The sequence below is a fragment of the Streptomyces krungchingensis genome, assembly GCF_054729265.1.
In genome coordinates, this window is sequence record NZ_JBPUKY010000001.1 from 54859 (window position 1) to 76400 (window position 21542).

Consider the following 21542-nt stretch of genomic DNA (forward strand, 5'->3'; position numbering starts at 1 on the left):
GCGCAGCGCGGGACATGAGCGGCGTGGGCCCGTGACGGGACACGAGCAGCGGCTGCGCCGGCTGGCGCAGCCGCGCGTCGCGGCCACAGTGCCAGGTCACAGGCTGCGGGCGGTGATGTCACCGTGGGTGGTGGTCGCCTTGGCCGTCAGGGCCGGGGTGCCGTCGTTCTTCAGCGTGTTCTCGACGCGGCCGTAACCGGTCTGGGCGTCCAGGGAGGCGGAGACACCGCGGGCGGCGCAGACGGTGACATCGCCCATCTGCGTGCTCAGGGCGAGGGTGCCGCGCACGGCTTCAGAGACGGTCACGTCGCCCTTCTGGGTGCTGATCTCACCGGGACCGTTCAGACGGCTGACGATGATGTCGGCGTCCGTGCCCGTGAGGCGAGCGCTGTCGGCCTCGTCGATCTTCACCGTGCGGTAGCCGCCGTCGAAGACGACGTCGCCCAGGCGTCCCACGCCCCGCAGTTCGGCGCCGGCCGCCTTCGCCTCCACCCGGGACCCGGTGGGCAGCTGGATGGTGATCTCGACGGACCCGGCAGGGCCGAGGATCCGGTTCGGTGCTTCCGGGGCCTCGATGCGCAGGACGCCGTCGTCGTAGGTGATCCGGATCTGTTCGGCGGCCTTCACGTCACGGCCCTTCGAGGCGTTCACGGGCAGGACCTCGACGGTGGTGTCGGTGCGGTCGGCCGCGATCAGCTGGATACGCCCGGCGGAGAGGGAGACAACGGCCCGGACGGGGGCGGGGGTGGCGAACTTCTGCATGACACAGCTCCTTCGTCTGCCGGCGCGGACCCCTGCGGCCCGCTGTTTCCGACAACCGAAAAGCTACGTTGCATTCACCAATCCAACAACAGGTTCGTTGCGCAACGATGCTGTTACTGCAGGTAGATTGAGAGAAATCGTTGCAAGGGACCTGAAGGGAATGCAACACGCCTGCTATTGTTCGTTGCAATGGAGTGAGAGTGAACGCTCCGGTGGAAACAGCGCCACGCCACGCGGCACAGCGCGGGTGAACGAAGCAGGCCGCCCGGCCGCGATCCCAGTCCGGCCGGTCTGCCGGTGTGCCAAACATCTCGCGGCGCGGAATGGCCGGAGACGCTCCTGCGCACCTGGTAGCCCTTGTCGGCCCAGCAGACTATGCCAGCCCCTACCAGAGCATCGATGACACCGTGCTCGCGGGCCGCGCGGACGTCGTGGACGGCCCCGGGCAGAGCGGGAGATGCCCACAGCAGGCGCCCCGACGGATCGGCGACGACCTGCACGTTCATCCCGTGTTTCTTGTGCTTGCCCGAGTAGAACGGCCGATCGGCGGCGATGCGTTCGATCGGCAGCAGCGTCCCGTCCAGCAGGACGAACGCCTTCCTCGACGCCGCCCGGACAGCATCGGCGAGGGACGGTGCGAGTGCGGCCAGGACATCGACGGCCTCGGTGATGTAGCGGTAGGCGGTGGTGGTACCGATCCCGAATCCGGCTGCCAGCTGGGCGTACGGATGACCATTGCGGAGATGCGCCAGAGCGAGCAGCGCCTGCCGCCCCGCACTCAAGCGCCACCATCGGGTACCGAGACGAAGACGGTGTTCCCGCAGACGAGCGGAAAGGAAGCGCAGGGCGGAGCTGGACACGTCCAGCCCGGACGGGTAGACAGGCATGCGAAGCCTCTGGTGGGCACGGGTTCTTCTCGGTCGAAAACCCATCTACCAGGGGCTTCACTCGTCTGTCAGCCCAACTGCCCGGCAAGGCCAACGGGTTGGAAAAGGATCACTGTCAGAGACACCTTCTACAGTGCATCCATGGTTCTTGCGCTGCCTGACGGATTGCCTCCCGGTCGGATCCTGCCCTGTGGCTGGTTGCACGTGTGGGTCTCCGACGAGTTTCCTCATGACATCGAGCACTTGTGGTCCCGCTTGCTGGGCGAGCACGAGGCAACCGGGCTGGTTCCGCTCTTGTGGCCCGGTGCTCTGGGAAGCCCGCTGGAGCTGGAACAAGTTGACAGCGACTCCTTGGAGGACGTGCTCGCGGCGGACTTCGCCGAGTATCGGCGCAGCAGGCTTCCGTTCTGGACGAACCCGACGCCGGTCCCGGTTCCCGAAGGAATCGAGCCGTGGCCGCACGACCCCGGGCCGCCCTTCGAACAGTGGCCGGGCCTGGCGCCGACGCTACCCGTGATGCCCACTGATCCGACACCTGAGGAAGCCTCGGTAAGGACGCTGGCCCGGCTCATCGACGTGGCCCGGCGGGACCGTTGCCGCCTTGTGCTCGTCCCCGCCGCGCGCAGTAGCGACGCCGTTGCGTCGATCGGCTTGGACACGGAAGCACCACTGCCCTTGGTCTGTGCCCTGCTGCGAAGCTGGGAGGACCGGTACGGTGCGCGAGTGGTGGGAGTGTTCGGCAGAGAGCTGCACGTCTCAGTCGCACGCCCGCCTGTCGAAGCCTCCCAAACGGAGCTGCTCGCTCTGGAGCACGTGCTGTCGACCGCGAACAACATCGTCGACGACCCGCCCACACCGTTTCCCGAGTACGCAGCAAGTCTTACGGGGCGAACTCACTGGTCGTTCTGGTGGGATTAGGGGGCCTCACGGGCTCCGTATAGGCCGGGTTGCGCACGGCGACCTGCCATCGCCGCCCTCAAGACCGGGCGGCTTCTACTGAAGCTTCGATGCTCCACCACCCGCATCACCGCCCTCGTGCAAGCCGTCCTCACCCTCCACCTGACCAGCTCAAACCGAGGTTGGAAAAGGCTCCCTACGTTGTCCTGCGGGATGCGGTGAGCCCTTCGTATGGTTGACCCGCCCAGGGGCTCCGGGTGTGGTTCAAAAGGCTCTGCCGTTCGTGGCTTTCAGTGATTGGCCGCCCGGCGCCCCACGACGACTCGGCTGCCAATTAGGAATTGCGAATGATCGCTGAGTAGGGAATCGACAGCGAGGTCGTCCGTCGGGAAGCGCCAGCAGCACACCGCACGGAGGCACCACATGGTCATGATCTGGGCCGGCATCGACGCAGGCAAGACACACCACCACTGCGTCGCGATCGACGAGAGCGGCCGTCGGCTGCTGTCACGACGCGTCGCCAACGACGAACCCGAACTCCTCGAACTCCTCACCGATGTCCTGGCTCTGGGCGAGACCGTGACCTGGGGCATCGACCTGGCCGACGGCGGAGCCGCCCTGGCCAGCACCATCCTCCTCAACCACGACCAGTCGGTGCACTACATCTCCGGCCGGGCCATCCACCGCGCCGCCGAGAGCTACCGCGGCGAGGGCAAAACCGACGCCAAGGACGCCGCCGTCATCGCCGACCAAGTCCGCATCCGCCGCGACCTGCACCCCTTACGCGCCAACGACGAGAGGGTCACCGACCTCAAGATCCTCACGGGGCGGCGCCTCGACCTGGTCGCCGACCGCACCCGCACCGTCAACCGGCTGCGAGCCCAGCTCACCGACATCTTCCCCGGCCTGGAGCGAACCCTGGATCTGACCAACACCGGCCCGCTCATACTGCTGACCGGGTACCAGACCCCGGCCTCCCTCCGCCGCACAGGCAAGAAACGCCTCGAAACCTGGCTGCGCAACCGCAAGGTCCAGCGCGCCGACCGGCTCGCCGAGACCGCTATGGAAGCTGCCGGGCGCCAGCACACCACCCTGTCCGGCGAAAAACTCACCGCTCAGCTGGTGCACACGCTCGCACGGGAAGTGATCGCCCTCAACCAGCAGGTCGCCGAGCTCGACAAGGCGATCGAGGCCCGGTTTCGCGAGCATCGAGACTTCGAAGTGATCACCAGCATGCCCGGCCTGGGCGTGATCCTCGGCGCCGAGTTCCTGGCCGCGACCGGCGGTGACATGACCGCCTTCGGCACCGCGGACCGCCTCGCCGGCTTCGGAGGCGTCGCACCCGTGCCCCGCGACTCCGGCAAGATCAGCGGTAACCTTCGCCGGCCACGCCGCTACAACCGTCGCCTCCAACGAGTCTTCTACATCTCCGCGTTGTTCAGCATCCGTCACTGCGAGGACTCTCGCCGTTTTTACGAACGCAAGCGCGCCGAAGGCAAGCGCCACATCCAGGCCGTCCTGGCTCTGGCCCGCCGCCGGGTCAACGTCCTTTGGGCCCTCCTACGAGACGGACGGCCCTACGAGGCCGTGTCACCCACTGCCCAGGCGGCTTGACAGACCGCATTAGGAATCACTGGAGCGCTGCAGGTCGTGGGGCATGCGCTTCCCGAGTGCGAGGGCAGCCGACATGCTATGCCGATGACCTGCTGCTCGTCCGGCCCCGAGCATGGCTCCCAAGGGCTGTTTCCGGCCTAGACTTGCGCGAATGGCCGCTGACACTCAACACATCGTCGTTGTCGCTCACGACCCAGCCTGGCACGCACGCGGACTCGCCCTCGCAGCCGAGTTGCGCTCAAAACTGGCGCCGCCGGCAGTACACATCGAGCACATCGGCAGCACCGCGATCCCTGGCATGGCTGCGAAACCGGTCTTCGACATCCAGATCAGCGTCACCGATCTCGCGGAGGCCGAGCGTGCCTTCGACCAGCCCTTGGCCGCCATGGGGTTTTCGCGCTCCCCGTACCAGCGCGACCACGTCCCGGCCGGGCTCGACGCCGACCCTGAACAGTGGGCCAAGCGCTTTTGGTCACGCCGCGCACACACCGACGCCGACTGCAACCTCCACGTCCGCCTGCTCGGCTCCCCCAACGAGCGCCTCGCTCTACTTTTCCGTGACTGGTTTTGTGCCCACCCCGAGGCGGTGCCCGCCTACGCACACTTCAAGACCCTCCTCGCGGATGCAGTCAGCGACATCGGCACCTACGCCGACATCAAGGACCCAGTCGTCGACCTGGTCATCACCATCGCCAACTCCTGGGCCGCCGAGACAGGGTGGGCCCCGCACCGCAAGATGCCCTAGCGAGGCCGGGCGACGGCTGTTCACTGCCACCGGGAGATCCGCGATCAAGCGGTGAAGGTGCCGCGGCCCGGCTGCTCGAGCCGCATGATCCGGCCTCGGCGTTTGCAGTGACAGCGGCGGATTCCGCTCCCACGCCGTGGCCGCCCAGGCCATCGACGTCGTCCTCGCCGCCGGCCGACCGACACCCGACCAGAACCGGGACGTCCTTCGCGAGGTGTCCCAGCGCACCGGCTCTTGGGCTGCGGTGGCCGTGATGGGTGAAGGGAGCCGGTCACAGCGGCGGATTGACGAACAGATGTGCCGCTCCAGGCACGTCCGCTGAGTGCCATGCGCTGACTTCTGCCGTCTGACCGTGCGTCCGGCAGGCCGCGCAGGTCGACGGCCAGACGATCGTGCCCGAGTGGATCACCCGGGGAACGACGGAGGGTGTAGGTGAGGGCCTACCCGCAGCCGGCGAAGACCGTCTCCCGGAACGGAGTTGATCGTTTCCCGCCGCCCGGGCGGGCCTCCGCACACCGATCACCATCGCCGCGTGCCGGCGTCGCTGAGGGCGTGAGGAACCGTCGCCGGCCCTCCTGGCCGGTGACGTGGCCGAGCCGGACGTCCCACTGGCCGCCTCGCCAGGTCAGAGAGACCGGGGACAGCGGCGGTACAGCCAGATGCCAGAAGGCTCGTGCCGGCAGGGCCAGAGCATGAACGAGCGCGGCCCGGACCACGGCCGCTTCCGCGACCGCCACCACATGACCCGTCTCGGGCGCCCCGTGGTTGAGCCAGCGCGCGGTCCGGCGGCACAGCCGACGCACCGACTCACCGCCGTGCGGCGCGGCATCCGGGTCCGAGAGCCAGGCACTGAACCCGTCGGGGTCGGCTGCGGCGACCTCGTCGACGGTGCGACCGCACCATGTGCCCAGGTCGAGATCACGCAGCGCAGGTTCGACCGCCGCCACCACGCCGAAAGCGTGCGCGGTCTGCGCGCCGCGCACCGAAGGCGCCCGCACAGCCATCGTGTGCTGAGGAAGCGCTGCTCCCCCACCGCCGGCCCCACGCACACCGCACTCACCACCCGGCCGGACCCGGCACGGGCCACCCGCCGCGCCGCAACGGGATACGCCGAGCAGCGGTGGCCGATGACACCGCACTCACCTGGCATCCGAACAGATCGCGGAGGGCCGCAAAAGGCCACCCGGCCGCGCGCCCGTCACCCGAGCGTTGCTACCGGAATACGACGGATGCGCGGCATGGCAACGGGGCCACGGGTATCCCCGTGGCCCCTGACAGCCTGGTGGTGGCGGGTCGGTCAGGTGCAGAAGGAGTCGCTCCCCGGCGTCCTGATGCTCTTGGAGGTCCTGACCCGGGCGAGGAGGCTGCGCAGGGTGGAGAGCTCTTCGGGGGTGAAGTCGGCGAAGAGTTCCCTCTCCACGGCGGTGATGGCGTCCTGGGCCGTGGCGAGGGTGCGGCTGCCTTCGTCGGTGAGCGCCACGATGTGACGGCGCCGGTCGGCGGGATCGCGCCGGCGCTCGACGAGGTGCGTGTTCTCGAGGTCGTTGAGGATCCCGCACAGGATGCTGGGGTCCACCTCCAGAACCTCGGCCATGCCCTTCTGGCTCATGTTGCCCGACTCGCCCAGCAGCACCAGCGTCGCGCCCTGGCGCGGTGTCAGTCCGCACAGTTTGAAGGCGTGCTCCGTGCGCGCGTAGGCGATGGCGCCGTGCCGGGCGAGCAGAAAGCCGAGCCGCTCGAGGGGTTCGGCCTCGACGGTGCCGGTCAGGTCCGCAGTCATTGTCACCCCACTTACCTTGCCTCTCAGCAAACTATTACCCCAACAAAATCATCTATCGACATCGATGATAGCAGAGCCTCAATGGTAGAGGTCCGGTCCACGGCGAGGGGCACGGTGGGCAGGACTGGGGGGCGCGATGGCGGCCGGGGGCGCGACGGGCGGTTTCGCCAGTCGTCCCGGACCGTCTCGGGCGGTCCACTTCCCACGCGGCGACCGGAGCCGGTCAGCGATCCGCCGGCCGGACCGTTCCCCCTCAAGCCCGCCGCGGCCACCTCGAGGCCCCCTCGGGCTCGTGATCCTTTGCCGCCACACCTCATGACCGCAACCGCCGGCCGAGTATGAGCGTGCCCGTGGCCCTCCATCGCCCTCACGACCCCGACCGCCAGTGGGGGCGGGTGCGGGCAGGCGGTTTCCGCGGTCCGCGGCACCCCGGGCGGCTTCGTTTCGGTGAGTCGACAGTCACACGCGCTCATTCATTGATGCCCCTCAACGATCTGATAGCGTCAACGCATGACGTCGCTCGGCCGTACCGGCCACGAGCCCAACGGCCCGTCACGTCGATCGTTCACCGCCCGCACCACACACCGGGCGAAGCAAGGAGACAGAACCATGAACAAGCTGACGACCCGCGTCGCCCTCGCCGCCGCCACCGTCACCATGACCGGCAGCGCCCTCCTCGCCGTCACCGGCACCGCCTCGGCAGCCACCCTGCCCGCCGCCCAGCACCACGCTCACCCCACCACCGCCGTCGTCACCGTCCCCGCCACGACACCCGCCCAGCCCGCCGCCCAGCACGGCGCTCACCCCGCCACCACCGTGGTCAGCGTGACCCAGCACACCGGCCTCTCCCGCATCGGCCAGGGATGGTTCCTGTCGGACGGACAGCGTGAATGGCACGGCGAGCGGGACGCTTCGGGCTACTCCTACTGGCGCTCCGACGACAACGGCCACCAGCTCCGCTACGACGGCCACCGCGTCTACCACCGCCACCACGGACAGTGGGTCGCCGTCGCCCAGGCCGACGAACGCGCCTACGCCTTCGACCGCTGGCACTTCGACCAGCTCTGGACCGTCCGCGTCCTCGAAAACCCCTACGGCATCTGAGCAGAACCCGAACCGCCCGGAACCCCCACCCGGAGAACACCATGACGCCGCCGATCCGCACCATCAAAAGCCTCCGCCGCCTCCGCCCCGCCACCAACCCCGGCACCGGCCGGCACCGCGGGCAACCCTCCCTCGAACGACCCTCCGCCCTGGACACCCCCGCAAACGGCCGCCACCGCCGCACCCAGGCCCCCGCCCTCCCCACACCCGCCTAACGCAACCCCCGTATGAGCCGACCCGCGAGGCCAACGGTCGGATGAGCCCCTGCCGCACACGCACGGTGCCGCGAAACACCCACGTGCCACGGCGGCCAACCCGTGTGAACCACAGCGCCGACCGCCGCCCGCGAACCGAGTAATACGGGCACACCACCGCCCGCCCGACCGGCACCCCACCGAGCCACACCCACCCCAAAAAGCGCCCGCCCCCGCCTCCGCCCCCGTCTCCGTCCCCACAGCGGGAACGGACCCGGACAGCAGCCGCCCCACCGGCCCCCCGCGCCCGGCCGACCGGCGCCCCTGCCGAGCATCGTCGAGCACCTCTACGCCATCGCCGACGGCGAGGTCATACCGGAAGACGGCGAGCCCGAAGTCGTCTTCTGCCTGGACGAGTTCGCCCCGATCAACCCCCAGCCTCACCCCGGTAGGCAGTGGGCCGAATGCGGCGGCCGGCACAAGGACCGCGAGCCCAGGCCGAGACGGCGGGCGACCTACACCGCCCCCACGGCGTCCGGCACCTGTTTGCCGCCTACTACCTGGGCAAAGGCCGGCTCTACGGCCACATCAAGCGGAGGAACCACCGCACGAGGTTCCTGGAGTTCTGCCGCCACCTGCGCAGCCTTCACCCGCCCCAGACCCGCATCGCAATCGTGCTCGACAACTCCTCCCCGCACCTGAGCACGAAGAAGGACGCCAGAGTCGGCGACTGGACCGAGGGGCGAACAGCGTCGAATTCGCCTCCACACCCACCAACAGCTCCGGGCTGAACCGCATCGAGGCCCAGTTCACCGCCCCGCGCTACTTCACCCTCGACGGCACCGACCACCCCACCCACAAGGCTCAGGGCAGCATGATCCGCCGCTACATCAACTGGCGAAACGGACACGCCACCGACAAGCGCCTCCGCACCGTGATCAACAGGGCGAGCGCCGCTTGACGCAGCGCCAACGCCACATCGTGACGCCCGCCACCTGTCAGTTACCGCGCACTGCCGTCGTCGAGTCCAGCGATGACTCTGACGTCTGCTTCGGACATACCCAGAACCTTGGCGATCTCCTGGGCAAGAAACGGCTCCGGGTTGTGCCTTCCGTTGCGAAGCATGTGGATGGTGGACATCGATCGTGCGGTTTCCCTTGCCATTGTCTTGACCGGAATCCCGCGCAGCTCCATCAACCCGGTGAGCACCCTTGCGAACGGGTGTGGCTCCAGTCGTCCAGCAGGTGCAACGGCAGGACCGACGACCATGTCGTCGATCTTGGCTTGAAATCGGATCAGCCGGTCACCCGCGAACCCGACCTTCGCGACGAAGGGCAGGCTCTCGTTATCGCTGGAGCCAACCGTGCCGGGCACTGACACCTCAGTGAACCGTGAAGGGTGACCGTGGTGATCACTCCCGATCTCCAAGGGAAGACCCGGTTCGACGTGGCTGACCTTCCAGTCGCGGTTCCACCAGGGAAGATCCTGCAGCAACTCGTTGAAGAAGGGGGGCAGAGCAGTGAGATCCACCGGGTCCGGAGGGTTCTTCTGACCTCCCCAGATGATGCCGGGCCAGTACGTCAATGCCGCGATCACGTCCACCGTCAGCGTGCGGTTGGCAATCTCCATGTCCGCACTCTCTCACCAGTGGAGAGAGCAACCTGCCTCAACCAGGCAGACGTTGGTCGACGCGGCACCAGGTCGTCGTCGACGGCGGTTCACGTGGAGGACAGGACAGCACCATCGCCAGGAGCTGCAGTGCATGGTCGCGACCGGCCGGATGCGCGGGTCCGAAAGCACTCGGGATTTCCGTCGGGCCTGCCCGGGTGCGGGGCTCACCCGCAGTCGACTGCCGTTGAGAGCGAAGAGCACGGCGTCATCCGCACAGGCCCTGAGGGGGATGGCAACGGAACCTGACGCAAGTTGAGGACTTCACCAGCAACTTCTGCTGTTGACAAAGAGAGGGTTCGATCCAAGTCACATCAACACTATTTCTACAAAGCGTCTCAGTTGGTACGCCATGACGATCTGGTCTGATGTCGGCGTCACTCAGAGCCCCTACGACACCGAATCCCTGGCCCCTGGTCGTCCTGGTCCTCAACGCCAACCTCGGCTGGTCCTGGGCCGACCCGATCGCCGCTCTCGTCAGCGCCGCTATCGCCGTCAGGAGGGCCGCGACGACTGGCGGGGCAAGGGCTGCTGCGCCCCCTCCGCCGCGACGGTTCCGGCCGCTGCCAAGGTGAGCGACGCGTGCGGCTGCCGTCCCGGGTGCGACTGCTGCACATGACCGGCAGCCCCGGTGCTGCCGTAACGCGCTTACGGCGGGTGTGGATGCGCTTTGCCTAGCGGGCGGGTTCGAACAGTTCGATGAGGTTGCCGGCGGGGTCGGTGAGCAGGATCTGACGCCCGCCGGGACCCGAGACCACATCGCTGCGGAAGGTCAGTCCGGCGCTGCGCAGCCGATCGATCTCGCTGTCGAGGTCATCGACGGTCAGGTGGATGCGGTTGCCCCCGGCGCCGAGGCCGCTGGGGGTGGCGCGGGCCCCGGAGGTGGCCGGGCCGGACAGCAGCAGCCGCAGCGGCCCGCGTGTCACGTCGGCGAAGGCGGGGGCGGGGTTGCTGCGGAGGGTGAAACCCAGGTGGGTGGTGTAGAAGTCGATGGCCGCCTGGACGTCGTCGACGAGGTAGCGGACGCTGGCGAACTGCTCTGGCGTGGTCACGACTGAACCTCCTGTGGTGTGGGGGTGAGCAGCGGCAGCAGGTAGCGGATGCGGGTGTCGATCTCTGCTGCCGTGCGGACGAATGCGGGGTGGCCGACCGGGTCGGGGCCGCTGGCTGCGGCGGGGTCGGCGATGCTCCAGTGGACCAGCCGTGGCTGGTCGCCGAAGTCGGGGCAGACCTCGCGGACCTTGTCGCACAGGCTGATCACGTAGTCGAACCGGCGGCCGGCCAGGGTGTCCAGATGCTGTGGACGCTGCCCGGAGATGTCGATGCCGTGCTGCTCACGCAGGACCTGTACGGCGTCGGGATGGATGCCGGGTTTGGGGTGGCTGCCGGCGCTGGCCACCTCGACCCGACCGTCGGCGCGGTGGCGCAGCAGCGCCTCGGCGATCGGTGAGCGGGCGCTGTTGCCGGTGCAGGCGAACAGGACGGCGGGGCGTCTCGCCGGACGTGGCGAGGGCAGCGGCGGTGGGGTGGGGGCGAAGCACAGCGCCGGGTGTAGGGCGGTACCTGCGTTGGCAAGCGCGTGTGCGCACTGCTGCAGGTCCAGGTGGTAGTAGCTGTCGCGGCCGTCGAAGCTGCTGCGGCGGGCGGTGACCAGCCCGCCGCCGCGCAGCAGCCGGAGATGGTAGGAGATCAGATTCTGCGGCTGGCCGACCCGCTCCACCAGTTCACGAACGCGGTAGTCACTCGCGGCCAGTTCGGTCAGCAGCTTCCACCGCAGCGGGTGGGCCGCCAGCTGCACGAACGCTGGGGCGGCAGGATCCGATGGCCTCATGAAGCCAAAATACATCAAACAAAATTGATGCACCTGCTGTCGGGAGTCTCGACGCTCACTGCCGGAAGACGGAGGCACATCGTGAGTCAGCCCACCGAGACCGCGTCACCTCAGCTCCAGCGGCGGCTGGGCGTCGGCGACGCCGTCCTCATCGGACTGGCCTCGATGATTGGCGCGGGCATCTTCGCGGCGCTCGCCCCGGCCGCCGTCGACCGGCCCCGGGCTGCTGGTCGTCAGGAACATCCCGGTCGCCATCGAATGCCGCCCACTGCCCAAGATCTCGCCGAAAACCCGCACCACCACCCCGCCGCGAAACCACGGTCTCGTACGGGGCTCAGCCACTCGTCCGAAGAAGGCGCGCTCCGCACTCACGTGTCCGGACCGAGCACCAGGGTAGGACCGGCTGTGCCTATGAGGCGGACCCGAACTTCCCCTCGTGGCCGCCGCGATCGGCGCTCCGCTCGATGTGTCGGGACCGGGTGAGAGCGCGCCGGCCGAGGGCCAGGGCGACCAGCCCCAAGGGGATGGCCGCGATGGCTCCCACGATCCCGTTGCCGGTGCCGGGGCCGCCGCTGGAGGTGGCCAGGTGCAGCGCCGCGAGGGCCGTGCCGACCAGGCCCACCGCCATGGCCGACATGGCGCCGGTGCGCGCGTTGCCGGTGCTGATACGGCCGGCGACGCGGGCCAGGGACAGCCAGCCGGTGGCCACGCCGATCAGCCCCACCCCGAGGGCCAGGTTGGCCCCCGTCCGCCCGTCGCCGATGACTCCGCCCTCGGCGGCCACTCTCAGGACATCCGTTGCGCTCATGCCACTCTTCTCCTTCGTGCGCGGCGAATTCCGCGGTTTCGCTGGGCCTTGAGCGTGCCTGCCGAGGCCGCTGCTGGTCGTCCGGCGGGCGCAGTCTCTTGGGACTGCCGTCGACATGGCAGTCGACTGCTGCGGATGCGGCAGGCGGCGGGCACGTACCGCGGGTGCGGTAGCCGGCTACTCGTCCGCGGGCCGGACTCGCTCGCAGCGGCGTCCGGCTAGGGTGCGCGCATGGACACAGGGCGTTTTCGTGTCCCGGCCGCCGCCATGGACTGGGCGATCGCCGTCAGCGTGGCGGCACTGCTGCTGGGAAGCGGGTTGTCCGGGCAGCATCCGGCCGGGCAGCGCGAGCTGTTCGGCGCGGTACTGCTGGCGGCGGGCGGGCTGGCGCTGCTCGCGCGCCGCAGGGCTCCGCTTGCCGTGCTGGCTGTCACCGGCCTGTGCGCGGTGGGCTACGAGGCGGCGGGTTTCGAGGTGCTCGCCGTCTCGTACCTCGTCGCGGTGTACGGCGCCGTACGGGCCGGGCACCGCGCCCTGACGGCGGCGGCATCCGTTTCTTTGCTCGTCGTCCTCCCTCTCACGGCACTGCTCTTCCGCGACGGGCCGACGCGCGAGGCATTCACGCAGGCCCGCAACGTACTGGAAATCGCCTGGCTGATCGCCTCCTTCGCCGCCGGAGAGGCACTGCGGCAGGCCGAGCAGCGGGCGGACGAAGCCGAGCGCACCCGGGAGGAGACCGCTCGGCGCCGCGCCGACGAGGAGCGGCTGCACATCGCGCGGGAGCTGCACGACTCCCTGACCCACCAGATCTCGATCATCAAGGTGCAGTCCGAGGTCGCCGTCCACGTCGCCCGCAGGCGCGGCGAGCAGGTACCCGAAACGCTGCTGGCGATCCAGACGGCCGGACGGGAGGCGACCCGGGAACTGCGCGCGACTCTGGAGGCCCTGCGCGACGACGACACGAGCCCGCCGCAGAGCCTTGAACACATACCCGAACTGGTGGAGCGCGCCTGTTCGATGGGCCTGGACGCAACGCTGACGATCGAAGGACAACGGCAGGACGTACCGGCCGCGGTGGGCCGGACCGCCTACCGCGTCGTCCAGGAGGCGCTGACCAACACCGCCCGGCACGCCTGCGCCACCACCGCGACGGTCCGGATCGACTACCGGCCCCACGTTCTTGCCGTCCAGGTGGACGACGACGGCAAGGCCACCCCCGACGACGCCCCGGCCCCCGGCCTCGGGCTGCTCGGCATGCGTGAACGCGTCATCGCCCTCGGCGGCCGGCTGCGTGCGCAGCCGCGCACCGGGCACGGCTTCACCGTCCAGGCCGAACTCCCCGTGGAACGAGCATCATGATCCGTGTCCTGCTGGTCGACGACCAGCCGCTCATCCGCAGCGGCTTCCGCGCGCTGCTCGACCTCGAAGACGACATCGAGGTGGTGGCCGAAGCCGCCGACGGCGAAGAAGGTCTGGTGCTCGTCAAGGAGCATCTGCCCGACGTCGCGCTCATCGACATCCAGATGCCGGTCATGGACGGCATCGAGGCGACCCGGCTCATCGCCGCGGACCCGGCCCTGGCCGGCGTGCACGTCGTCATGCTGACCAACTACGGCATGGACGAGTATGTCTTCGACGCGCTGCGCGCCGGTGCCGCCGGGTTCCTGGTCAAGGACATCGTGCCGGACGACCTCCTGCACGCCGTACGGGTTGCCGCCCGCGGCGATGCCCTCCTCGCACCGTCCATCACCCGCAAGCTGATCCACCGGTACGTCACCCAGCCGCTCCCCACCACCAGTACGGTGCTGGAGGAGCTGACCGGCCGCGAACGCGAAGCGGTCGCCCTGGCCGCACAGGGACTGTCCAATGACCAGATCGCCGAGCACATGGTGATCAGCCCGATGACCGCAAAGACCCACATCAACCGGGCCATGACAAAACTCCACACCCGCGACCGGGCCCAACTCGTGGTCCTCGCCTACGAATCCGGCCTGGTCACCCCCCGCAAGAGCTGACAGCCGGACATGGGTTGCCGACTCGCACCACTTCCGAGGGGTCGTGCCAGCTTGTCGTGGCGGGTGACCACGGCCCGATGACGCTTGAGTCGGTTGATCCCGCACTCGACCGCGTGGCGCTCGCGGTAGTCGACCGCGTCAAAACGTGGCGGCCGGCCGCCACACGAGCCGAGCTTCCGGCGGTTGCACGCTTGGTCGGCCTTGTCCGGGATGGTGCAGCGGATCCCCCGGCGGCGCCGGTTAGCGCGGTTTCTGCGGGAGGCGTACGCCTTGTCGGGGCGGACCCGACGGGGGCGGACACGTGGCCGACCCGGCCCGAGGCCGGGTAAGCGGACCTTCTCCAGCACGGGTTCGAACTGCGGCAGGTCTCCGCGCTGCCCGGCCGTGATCACGACCGACATGGGCCTCTGGCCCTGCTCGACGGCCAGGTACAGCTTGGTGGTGAACACGCCGCGCGACCTTCCCAGTTCGTGGTCTACGGGCTCGGCGAAGACACCGCCCGGCGGTTCCTTCGGCAGGTCCCTCGCGGGCCCCGGCCGCATGCTGATGGGCGCGGCACACCGTGGAGTCCACGCTCAGGTCCCACGTGATCGCACCCTCGCGTCAGCCAGGGACTGGAGGCGGGTGAAGATCCGCTGCCAGATGTCGTCCCGCTGCCACCGGCGGAACAGGTCATAGACCCGGCCCCACGGCCCGTACTCAACGAGAACGTCCCGCCACGGAACACTGGTCCGGACCCGGAACCGTATGCCGTCGATCAACTGCTGCCGAGGCCAGACGGGCGGCCTCCCCGCCTTCATCCCCTTCGGTATCGACGGCTCCAGCAATCGTGGTCAGGCGAGTGCCCTTCGACCGGGCGAAGTCGTTGTTGGTGCGAGCAGCAGATGCTGGCGCGATCAGCCTGCCACACGTACGCCGAACTGGAACGATCCGATCGTGCTCATCGACTCGTAGCGCACGTAGGCGCCCGGGTACGGAGCGTGCAGAACCTGGTTGTTGCCCGCGTAGAGGCCGACGTGTTCGGTGTTGTTGAAGAAGACGAGGTCACCGGGCTTGAGCGCGCTCATGCCGATGTGGGCTCCGTCGTTGACCTGTGTGTAGGTGACCCGGGATATGTGGACACCGGCCTGCGCGTACGCCCACTGCGTGAGGCCCGAGCAGTCGTAGGAGCTGGGGCCCGTCCCGCCCCGGCTGTACGGCTTGCCGATCTGGGTGGCGGCGGCGTTCAGGGCGGCGGCACCGAACGGGGAGGCGGCCACCTCGTTGCCGAGGTCGACGCGTTCGGCGGACGTGCGGCTGGCACGCTGCTCGGCGTCGGCGATCTCCTGACGTTCGGCGGCGGTCAGGGAGTTCAGCAGCTTCTGCGCCTTGCTCAGCTTGGCCTGGATCTCCTTCTTCTTCTCGCCGAGCTCGGTGCGGGTGTCGGCGAGATCCTCGAGCTTCTGCGTGGCTTCGGCGCGCTGCTGGGCCAGCTCGCGCTGCTTCCCCTGGACCTTCTTCAGCGACTCCAACTGCTGCGCCGAGAGCGACTCAAGCGTGGACGCCTTGTCCAGGTAGTCGTCCGGGTCGGCGGAGAGGAGCAGCTGGACCGAGGGATCAATGCCACCGGAGCGGTACTGGGCGCTGGCCATCGCACCGATGCCCGTGCGCAGTTCATTGAGTTCGTCCTGGTCGCGGGCGACGTTGTCCTGGATCAGGCCGATCTCCTTCTGCAGTTTCTCCTGCTTCTCCTTGGCCCCGTCGTACCGGTTGGTGGCCCGCTCTGCCTCTTTGTAGAGCTTGTCGACCTGCGCCTTCACCTCGCTCTTGGTGGGCTTGGGGGCCGCGTTGGCAGCCTGCGAGGTGAGCGCCACGGCAGCGGCGGCGGTCGCGGTGAGCACAGTCACGCGGGCGCGGCTCTGCGGCTTGGGTCGACGGTGAAGCGCCACGAAGACGAACTCCTTCTTCCTCCACCGCCCACAGAAGAACCGCTGGACGGCGCCCCTTCACCGTCACTCGCCTCGTGCGAGCGATCATTCGTGTGAAGGTTCGAGACCTCACCATAGTGATCTTCCTGTGACTATTTCAAAGTCTCAACAGAACAACCTCGGTCGTGTCCTGCATTGTTTACACACAAATCGATCACAACTCATACAAGGCAGCGTGCCGTCGCCTCGCCCGTCAGACCCACACCACGGTCCGCCCCGACCGCCTCGAAGTCCGGCCTCTGCACCTGGAATTGACCAGAGCACCCGTTGGCCTTGGCATCCCAACTCCACGCCGGCACTGGGGGTTACGACGAGGGTCAGTACCGAAAGCCGGCCCGCCCACCGGCAGACGGCTTGCTGATCAATCACCAGCCGAACGGCCAGGCCAGAAGCCACGACCTCAATCACGCACCGATGCACACGTGCTGCTGGGAACCGTCGACAGACGTCGCCCGCTCCCGCCTACGAAGCCACTCGGCTTGCCATTTGGCCTCGCCCTGTTGGAGGTGGGGACGGGGCAGGCAAGGTCAGACTCCTCGAAACGCCGCCACACGCGCCGGACCTACGCCGCAGGAAGGGGTCGGGCTAGAAGGGCGGTTGCCAGCCACCCCAGTGCGTCTGGCGGCCGGGCGGGGGCCAGGATTCCGTTTCGCCTGCATGGGGCCACAGTCGGCCCACCCATTCACACTCCGGGATCGAGCCTTCCCAGTCGTCGGTGCACCGATCGGCCCAGCCCCGGCCCACCATGACCGGCCGGGTCACCACAGCGTCGGCGACCTCCTGCACCCGCACCACCAGGCCGAGCCCGTTTACTCCAGGGTTCCCCCGCGGACCATAGGACACATCGAGCACCCCACATCCGTCAGCATGCACGAGGAACTGCTCCAGATCGGCTGGAACGCAGGCAGTCAACTCCCTTCCCCAGAGCGTCACCTGCGGTCCGTGAACCGCGTCGACCGCAGCGCAAAACAACCGGCCGTCGACGAAGTAGGAGTACACGGCAGGCTCATCACGCCCCATGCCGAACTCCACGCCGAGGGCCTCCGGAAACGAGGGGTCCGCCTGGAACCGACGCAGCTCGGTCATGCCCGGCAGCACCGCGGCGACCTCAGTAATGCGCATGCCGAAACACAGTGGCCCGACGCCTTCCAAGGGCAGCAGCTCCCAGTCCCATCGCGCCGGCCCTTTCACGGCACCCAGACGTTCTACTACCGCCACCTCTCCGCCCTCCCCGCCCACACCCCGAGCCGCGCCGATCATCGGCGCTCACCATCACCCCGGAATCACACCTAGCTCAAGATCCTTCACGGAACTCCAGGCAGAGTTTCTTCAGAGAGCCCCAACAGGGGGGCTGAGCAGCATCAGCGGGACGGAACAGAAGAACTTCGCAGGGAAGATCCCCTCCGTCGTCTCGCACGGCTCGTACTTCAGGCTTCCCTGCACCAGGCAAGGGGAGCCGATCTGAACGGCATCAGCCGTGAGCCGGCGAGCGGCAGCGGATGGGCGGCGGTCACCAGTCGCGGATGGAGTCCACGCCCTCGATCAGCGCCGCGCGAGCGGCGCTCAGGTCGCGCCCGGCAGCTGTCTGCGCTTCCTCCGCCAAGAATTCCAGAGCGTCGAACAGCTCCTCACGCTCCACGGTCTCGATGAAGCGTGCGCGGCTGTCCAGCGTGTTGAAGGCGGCTCCGAAGGCGCGCCCGATCTCCACGATGTTGCCATGCTGCTCGCCGCTGGTGACCTCGGACAGAAAGGCGTCCCGCGTCGCCTTGTACTGAGCAACGGCCTTGCGGTACCCCGTGCGGGGTATGCGCTCGCGGCCATCCCAGTCGCGGAGCGGGTTGGCCTCGTTGGCAGCTACCCATTCCGGCTTACGGGCACCGCGGACGTCGAGCTCCACTCCGTGCCGCACGTGCGGACGCCAGGTCTTGCGCATCGCGGCCGCGTAGTCCGCCGGAATGCCGTACAGCGACACATCCTCCACCTCCGGGACATGGCGCGGCACCAGACAATCTGATGGCTCCATCCCAAACAGGTCACTGATGGTGAGCCCTTGCAGTCGCGGTAGCTGGTTCAGGGCTGCCGCCGAGGTGAGCGTGCCCAGGTTCCCCGACAACGACAAGCGGGTCAGATCCGGGAAGACGGCGACGAGGCGGGCGCAGTCGAACCGGGTGATCCCGCGCACGGTGAGGTGTTTGACGCCCGCCCGCACATCGTCGTGGGTCTGTTCGTCGGCCAGTTCGTCGGCTGTGCACGTCAGCGCGTACGAGGCATTCCAGTCATCGCGGTCACCGCTGTCCCAGTGCCGCTGACGGGCCAGTTGTTCGCCCCGACCCCACGTCGGGCTGTAGGAGTACGAGGGTGCGGTCACCAGCGAGGGCAGGGAGCCGATCACTGTGAAACTCTTCGGAAGGACCCACCTGTGGTTGCAGTGCGAGAGCTTGCCGCCCCAGCTGTGGTGCGTGAGTCGGAGGGGCTGCACGTCGTCGCCCAGGTCGGCCACGGTCTCAGGCTCGGGCCCGGACCAGTCCAGTTCGACGACCGCAGCGCACTTTGCTGCGGCGTCGATGCCGGTGACCTGCGAGGCGGTCCAGGCACCGAGCGCCTCGGAGTACACCGCGACGACGTTGCCGACGGCAACGGGCCTCGGTGGTTGGTCTCGTCTCATGCCCGGATGCTAGCTGGCTGCGTCCGAGGGACGGTCTCGGTGCTCGTCCGCGCGGTTGAGTTCGTGGTGGCCACGAAAGTCGAAGAAGCGCAGGCCGTCGATCACCGCTTCAGACAGGATTTCCGGCAGGGTCCATGGGTGGGCGGTGTAGTCGTCCGTTGCCACACCTCCATGCTCAAGCAACAGCGAGATCATTTAGTGAACCTCTGCGGTGCCGTCGATCCGCCCGGAGATGTCGATCTGCACCGCCCACGTGGGGTGATGTCCGATGGCCGCTTCAAGGATCGCCACATCCTCGGGATCCCAGTCGGAGAAGAGGCAGCCGGTCAGCTCATCGTCGATGTCGATGTCGAGGTTGCCGCCCAGAGTCCACGGATTGCGTTGCCCGGGCAGATTCCGATCGAGCGAGGCGAGGGTCTCAGCTCGCTCACCTGTGGGAAACACGAAGACGGTTCGCATGGGTTGGAGCGTAGGCAGTTCGGCTTCGTGGCGACCATGGATTTCAGCGAAGGTGCTGGTCCGTCGATGCAGTGGCGGTGCGGTTGGCGATGTCGGCGAAGGCTGGGATGCCGAGATCGACTGCGGCGGATCGGCGGGCTGCTTCGGCATCGAACTGGTCCAGCTTGTCCTGCGCGCCGACGAGGCTGACCTGGATGCCCTCGACTTCGCCCAGCCGTCCTTCCCGCTCCGCCTCGGCGATCCGGGCGATCAGGTTGTCGCGGATGTCGATCAGCCGTGACCGTTGGACTGGATCAGGCCGGAGGAGCGCGCATCTGACACAAGCATGCTCATGGATGCAGGGGGATCCGAAGGCGCGTGCGCAGGTGCCGATGGACACCTTTGGACGGCACCGAGATGCAAGTCCCTCCCCCACATGCAGGCCGCCAAGGCCGCAAGGCGTTCGTCTCCGGCAAGACCTGGATGCGGTGATCGGAGCAGGCTTGACCTTGACGCTGGGTCAACCCTTCATCCTTCCGGCAGGGGCGTCCTCGCAAAGGCGCGGAGCAGCTCCGCAAGGGAGGCAGATGACCATGACGGCCCAAACGATCGCCGGTCCGGCGATGCGCGTGCGTGGTCTTGAGAAGTCGTACGGGAAGCTCGAAGTGCTGCGTGGCGTGGACTTCGACGTGGCGCCGGGCAGCATCTTCGCCCTGCTCGGCTCCAACGGGGCGGGCAAGACCACGACCGTGAGGATCCTTGCCACGCTCCTGAAGGCCGATGCGGGGACGGCGAGCGTCCATGGCTTCGACGTCGCCACGCATCCGACGAACGTGCGGGAGTCCATCAGCCTCACCGGACAGTTCGCGGCCGTCGACGAGATCCTCAGCGGTCGGGAGAACCTCGCCCTCGTCGCCAGGCTGCGCCACCTCAAGGACCCGGGCGTGATCGCGGATGACCTGCTGAGGCGCTTTTCGCTGAGCGAGGCGGGTGCGCGGCGAGTGTCCACGTATTCGGGTGGGATGCGCCGCCGCCTGGACATCGCGATGAGCCTCATCGGGAATTCGCCGGTGATCTTCCTGGACGAGCCGACGGCCGGGCTCGACCCCGAGGCGCGTATCGAGGTGTGGGATGCGGTCAAGGAGCTCGCCGGGCAGGGGACGACGGTGCTGCTCACCACGCAGTACCTGGACGAGGCCGAGCAGCTGGCCGACCGGATCGCGATCCTCCACCAGGGTCGGATCATCGTGAACGGCACCCTCGCCGAGCTCAAGCAGCTCTTCCCGCCTGCCAAGGTCGAGTACGTCGAGAAGCAGCCGACTCTCGAGGAGATCTTCCTCGCGGTCATCGGCGGCGGCGACAAGAGCGATGCCACGCGCACGACAACTGGGGGACAAGAATGACCGCGTACTTCTTCAGCGACACCGCCGCACTCACGGGGCGGACCCTGCGCCATGTCACCCGCAGCATGGACACCATCATCACGACCGTCATCACACCGGTCGCCATGATGCTGATGTTCGTCTACGTGTTCGGCGGCGCCATTGATACCGGGTCGGATTCGTACGTGAACTACATGCTGCCCGGCATCCTGCTCATGACCATCGCATCGGGCATCTCCTACACCGCGTACCGGCTGTTCACCGATGTGAAGAGCGGGATCTTCGAGCGGTTCCAGTCCATGCCGATCGCCCGGTCGGGTGTGCTGTGGGCCCACGTCGTCACCTCTCTGGTCGCCAACCTGATCGCGCTCGTGCTCGTCGTGGGCGTCGCCGTGCTCATGGGCTTCCGCTCAGGGGCAGGAGTATCGGCATGGCTCGCGATCGCCGGCATCCTGCTCTTGTTCACCCTGGCGCTGACCTGGCTCGCCGTGATCCCCGGGCTCTCGGCGTCCTCGGTCGAGGGAGCGGGGGCGTTCGCCTACCCGCTCATCTTCCTGCCGTTCGTCAGCTCGGCGTTCGTGCCCACAAAGACGATGCCCGGCCCGGTGCGCTGGTTCGCCGAGCATCAGCCGGTGACGTCGATCGTCAACACGATCCGTGCCCTGTTCACAGGGCAGCCGGTCGGCGACGACATCTGGATCGCGCTCGCCTGGTGTGTGGGCATCCTCGTCGTGGCGTACGTCTTCGCGATGATCGCCTATCGCCGGAAGATCGCCTGAGGCAGG

22 protein-coding genes and 4 pseudogenes are annotated in these 21542 nt (G+C 68.1%); 11 read left to right on the forward strand and 15 right to left on the reverse strand.

Annotation, left to right across the window (positions count from 1 at the left end):
* Window positions 1-96: 96 nt before the first annotated feature.
* Together ACSYGO_RS00250 and ACSYGO_RS00255 are read right to left on the reverse strand one after the other, a co-directional pair.
* Window positions 97-762 (reverse strand): DUF4097 family beta strand repeat-containing protein, encoded by a 666-nt coding sequence (locus tag ACSYGO_RS00250; RefSeq protein ID WP_460385357.1) that lies wholly within the window; start codon window positions 760-762, stop codon window positions 97-99.
* 113 nt (window positions 763-875) lie between these two features.
* Window positions 876-1694: a transposase family protein gene (locus ACSYGO_RS00255; RefSeq protein ID WP_460385358.1), complete on the reverse strand. Its 819-nt coding sequence runs from the start codon at window positions 1692-1694 to the stop codon at window positions 876-878.
* A gap of 96 nt (window positions 1695-1790) precedes the next feature.
* Between ACSYGO_RS00255 and ACSYGO_RS00260 the strand changes: the two genes are divergently transcribed.
* The 3 genes from ACSYGO_RS00260 (at window position 1791) to ACSYGO_RS00270 (ending at window position 4905) form a co-directional block, all read left to right on the forward strand.
* Window positions 1791-2567, forward strand: a complete 777-nt coding sequence (locus ACSYGO_RS00260) for a DUF4253 domain-containing protein (RefSeq protein WP_460385359.1) — start codon at window positions 1791-1793, stop codon at window positions 2565-2567.
* 402 nt (window positions 2568-2969) lie between these two features.
* The gene (locus tag ACSYGO_RS00265; RefSeq protein ID WP_460385360.1) at window positions 2970-4160 is read left to right on the forward strand and encodes an IS110 family RNA-guided transposase; all 1191 of its coding nucleotides are present in this window, start codon (window positions 2970-2972) and stop codon (window positions 4158-4160) included.
* A gap of 151 nt (window positions 4161-4311) precedes the next feature.
* Entirely contained in the window at window positions 4312-4905 is a 594-nt protein-coding gene (locus ACSYGO_RS00270; RefSeq protein ID WP_460385361.1) for a GrpB family protein, read from the forward strand.
* Window positions 4906-5345: 440 nt separating this feature from the next.
* On the opposite strand, the gene ACSYGO_RS00275 is transcribed toward ACSYGO_RS00270, so the two are convergent.
* Window positions 5346-5909, reverse strand: a complete 564-nt coding sequence (locus tag ACSYGO_RS00275; protein WP_460385362.1) for a histidine phosphatase family protein — start codon at window positions 5907-5909, stop codon at window positions 5346-5348.
* A 293-nt stretch (window positions 5910-6202) separates the two neighbouring features.
* Window positions 6203-6685, reverse strand: a complete 483-nt coding sequence (locus tag ACSYGO_RS00280; RefSeq protein ID WP_460389654.1) for a MarR family winged helix-turn-helix transcriptional regulator — start codon at window positions 6683-6685, stop codon at window positions 6203-6205.
* Between the two features lie 609 nt (window positions 6686-7294).
* Between ACSYGO_RS00280 and ACSYGO_RS00285 the strand changes: the two genes are divergently transcribed.
* Together ACSYGO_RS00285 and ACSYGO_RS00290 are read left to right on the forward strand one after the other, a co-directional pair.
* Window positions 7295-7789 (forward strand): hypothetical protein, encoded by a 495-nt coding sequence (locus tag ACSYGO_RS00285; protein ID WP_460385363.1) that lies wholly within the window; start codon window positions 7295-7297, stop codon window positions 7787-7789.
* Between the two features lie 530 nt (window positions 7790-8319).
* Window positions 8320-8944 (forward strand): annotated as a pseudogene (locus ACSYGO_RS00290) (transposase); the annotation flags it as partial.
* 41 nt (window positions 8945-8985) lie between these two features.
* On the opposite strand, the gene ACSYGO_RS00295 reads toward ACSYGO_RS00290, so the two are convergent.
* Complete coding sequence (locus ACSYGO_RS00295; protein ID WP_460385365.1) at window positions 8986-9612, reverse strand: helix-turn-helix domain-containing protein; 627 nt, start codon at window positions 9610-9612, stop codon at window positions 8986-8988.
* Between the two features lie 452 nt (window positions 9613-10064).
* On the opposite strand from ACSYGO_RS00295, the pseudogene ACSYGO_RS00300 reads away from it, so the two are divergent.
* Window positions 10065-10270, forward strand: a pseudogene (locus ACSYGO_RS00300) (cation transporter); the annotation flags it as partial.
* 55 nt (window positions 10271-10325) lie between these two features.
* On the opposite strand, the gene ACSYGO_RS00305 reads toward ACSYGO_RS00300, so the two are convergent.
* Window positions 10326-10703, reverse strand: a complete 378-nt coding sequence (locus ACSYGO_RS00305) for a VOC family protein (protein ID WP_432173630.1) — start codon at window positions 10701-10703, stop codon at window positions 10326-10328.
* Window positions 10700-11482 carry an arsenate reductase/protein-tyrosine-phosphatase family protein gene (locus tag ACSYGO_RS00310; protein WP_460385366.1) on the reverse strand — a complete coding sequence of 261 codons (783 nt, stop codon included), beginning with the start codon at window positions 11480-11482 and terminating at the stop codon, window positions 10700-10702. The genes ACSYGO_RS00305 and ACSYGO_RS00310 overlap by 4 nt, the downstream gene beginning before the upstream one ends.
* 78 nt (window positions 11483-11560) lie before the next feature.
* Here ACSYGO_RS00310 and ACSYGO_RS00315 point away from each other — a divergent pair.
* Window positions 11561-11713 (forward strand): annotated as a pseudogene (locus ACSYGO_RS00315) (amino acid permease); the annotation flags it as partial.
* 178 nt (window positions 11714-11891) lie between these two features.
* Here ACSYGO_RS00315 and ACSYGO_RS00320 read toward each other — a convergent pair.
* Entirely contained in the window at window positions 11892-12290 is a 399-nt protein-coding gene (locus ACSYGO_RS00320; RefSeq protein WP_432173632.1) for a DUF6223 family protein, read from the reverse strand.
* Between the two features lie 231 nt (window positions 12291-12521).
* On the opposite strand from ACSYGO_RS00320, the gene ACSYGO_RS00325 reads away from it, so the two are divergent.
* A complete protein-coding gene (locus ACSYGO_RS00325; RefSeq protein ID WP_460385368.1) occupies window positions 12522-13649 on the forward strand; it encodes a sensor histidine kinase in 1128 nt (375 codons plus the stop codon).
* The gene (locus ACSYGO_RS00330) at window positions 13646-14305 is read left to right on the forward strand and encodes a response regulator (RefSeq protein WP_460385369.1); all 660 of its coding nucleotides are present in this window, start codon (window positions 13646-13648) and stop codon (window positions 14303-14305) included. The genes ACSYGO_RS00325 and ACSYGO_RS00330 overlap by 4 nt, the downstream gene beginning before the upstream one ends.
* Here ACSYGO_RS00330 and ACSYGO_RS00335 read toward each other — a convergent pair.
* The 7 genes and pseudogenes from ACSYGO_RS00335 to ACSYGO_RS00365 form a co-directional block, all read right to left on the reverse strand.
* Window positions 14269-15132 (reverse strand): annotated as a pseudogene (locus ACSYGO_RS00335) (IS5 family transposase). The gene ACSYGO_RS00330 and the pseudogene ACSYGO_RS00335 overlap by 37 nt on opposite strands.
* A gap of 69 nt (window positions 15133-15201) precedes the next feature.
* The gene (locus ACSYGO_RS00340; RefSeq protein ID WP_432187856.1) at window positions 15202-16233 is read right to left on the reverse strand and encodes a C40 family peptidase; all 1032 of its coding nucleotides are present in this window, start codon (window positions 16231-16233) and stop codon (window positions 15202-15204) included.
* 624 nt (window positions 16234-16857) lie between these two features.
* A complete protein-coding gene (locus ACSYGO_RS00345) occupies window positions 16858-17532 on the reverse strand; it encodes a hypothetical protein (RefSeq protein ID WP_460385370.1) in 675 nt (224 codons plus the stop codon).
* 250 nt (window positions 17533-17782) lie between these two features.
* Entirely contained in the window at window positions 17783-18937 is a 1155-nt protein-coding gene (locus tag ACSYGO_RS00350) for a hypothetical protein (protein WP_460385371.1), read from the reverse strand.
* A 9-nt stretch (window positions 18938-18946) separates the two neighbouring features.
* A complete protein-coding gene (locus ACSYGO_RS00355) occupies window positions 18947-19132 on the reverse strand; it encodes a hypothetical protein (RefSeq protein ID WP_460385372.1) in 186 nt (61 codons plus the stop codon).
* Window positions 19133-19396 (reverse strand): hypothetical protein, encoded by a 264-nt coding sequence (locus ACSYGO_RS00360; protein WP_460385373.1) that lies wholly within the window; start codon window positions 19394-19396, stop codon window positions 19133-19135.
* Between the two features lie 43 nt (window positions 19397-19439).
* Entirely contained in the window at window positions 19440-19775 is a 336-nt protein-coding gene (locus tag ACSYGO_RS00365; RefSeq protein ID WP_460385374.1) for a hypothetical protein, read from the reverse strand.
* Between the two features lie 193 nt (window positions 19776-19968).
* Between ACSYGO_RS00365 and ACSYGO_RS00370 the strand changes: the two genes are divergently transcribed.
* Window positions 19969-20778 (forward strand): ABC transporter ATP-binding protein, encoded by an 810-nt coding sequence (locus ACSYGO_RS00370; protein ID WP_432173640.1) that lies wholly within the window; start codon window positions 19969-19971, stop codon window positions 20776-20778.
* Window positions 20775-21536, forward strand: a complete 762-nt coding sequence (locus ACSYGO_RS00375; RefSeq protein WP_435229673.1) for an ABC transporter permease — start codon at window positions 20775-20777, stop codon at window positions 21534-21536. Before ACSYGO_RS00370 ends, ACSYGO_RS00375 begins: the two co-directional genes overlap by 4 nt.
* The last annotated feature ends 6 nt before the right edge of the window (window positions 21537-21542 follow it).

Bases quoted from the DNA above. Each gene is read 5' to 3' on its own strand.
- ACSYGO_RS00250 (WP_460385357.1), bottom strand. From the start codon at position 762: ATGCAGAAGTTCGCCACCCCCGCCCCCGTCCGGGCCGTTGTCTCCCTC.
- ACSYGO_RS00255 (WP_460385358.1), bottom strand. From the start codon at position 1,694: ATGGGTTTTCGACCGAGAAGAACCCGTGCCCACCAGAGGCTTCGCATG.
- ACSYGO_RS00260 (WP_460385359.1), top strand. From the start codon at position 1,791: ATGGTTCTTGCGCTGCCTGACGGATTGCCTCCCGGTCGGATCCTGCCC.
- ACSYGO_RS00265 (WP_460385360.1), top strand. From the start codon at position 2,970: ATGGTCATGATCTGGGCCGGCATCGACGCAGGCAAGACACACCACCAC.
- ACSYGO_RS00270 (WP_460385361.1), top strand. From the start codon at position 4,312: ATGGCCGCTGACACTCAACACATCGTCGTTGTCGCTCACGACCCAGCC.
- ACSYGO_RS00275 (WP_460385362.1), bottom strand. From the start codon at position 5,909: ATGGCTGTGCGGGCGCCTTCGGTGCGCGGCGCGCAGACCGCGCACGCT.
- ACSYGO_RS00280 (WP_460389654.1), bottom strand. From the start codon at position 6,685: ATGACTGCGGACCTGACCGGCACCGTCGAGGCCGAACCCCTCGAGCGG.
- ACSYGO_RS00285 (WP_460385363.1), top strand. From the start codon at position 7,295: ATGAACAAGCTGACGACCCGCGTCGCCCTCGCCGCCGCCACCGTCACC.
- ACSYGO_RS00295 (WP_460385365.1), bottom strand. From the start codon at position 9,612: ATGGAGATTGCCAACCGCACGCTGACGGTGGACGTGATCGCGGCATTG.
- ACSYGO_RS00310 (WP_460385366.1), bottom strand. From the start codon at position 11,482: ATGAGGCCATCGGATCCTGCCGCCCCAGCGTTCGTGCAGCTGGCGGCC.
- ACSYGO_RS00320 (WP_432173632.1), bottom strand. From the start codon at position 12,290: ATGAGCGCAACGGATGTCCTGAGAGTGGCCGCCGAGGGCGGAGTCATC.
- ACSYGO_RS00325 (WP_460385368.1), top strand. From the start codon at position 12,522: ATGGACACAGGGCGTTTTCGTGTCCCGGCCGCCGCCATGGACTGGGCG.
- ACSYGO_RS00330 (WP_460385369.1), top strand. From the start codon at position 13,646: ATGATCCGTGTCCTGCTGGTCGACGACCAGCCGCTCATCCGCAGCGGC.
- ACSYGO_RS00345 (WP_460385370.1), bottom strand. From the start codon at position 17,532: ATGATCGGCGCGGCTCGGGGTGTGGGCGGGGAGGGCGGAGAGGTGGCG.
- ACSYGO_RS00350 (WP_460385371.1), bottom strand. From the start codon at position 18,937: ATGAGACGAGACCAACCACCGAGGCCCGTTGCCGTCGGCAACGTCGTC.
- ACSYGO_RS00355 (WP_460385372.1), bottom strand. From the start codon at position 19,132: ATGATCTCGCTGTTGCTTGAGCATGGAGGTGTGGCAACGGACGACTAC.
- ACSYGO_RS00360 (WP_460385373.1), bottom strand. From the start codon at position 19,396: ATGCGAACCGTCTTCGTGTTTCCCACAGGTGAGCGAGCTGAGACCCTC.
- ACSYGO_RS00370 (WP_432173640.1), top strand. From the start codon at position 19,969: ATGACGGCCCAAACGATCGCCGGTCCGGCGATGCGCGTGCGTGGTCTT.
- ACSYGO_RS00375 (WP_435229673.1), top strand. From the start codon at position 20,775: ATGACCGCGTACTTCTTCAGCGACACCGCCGCACTCACGGGGCGGACC.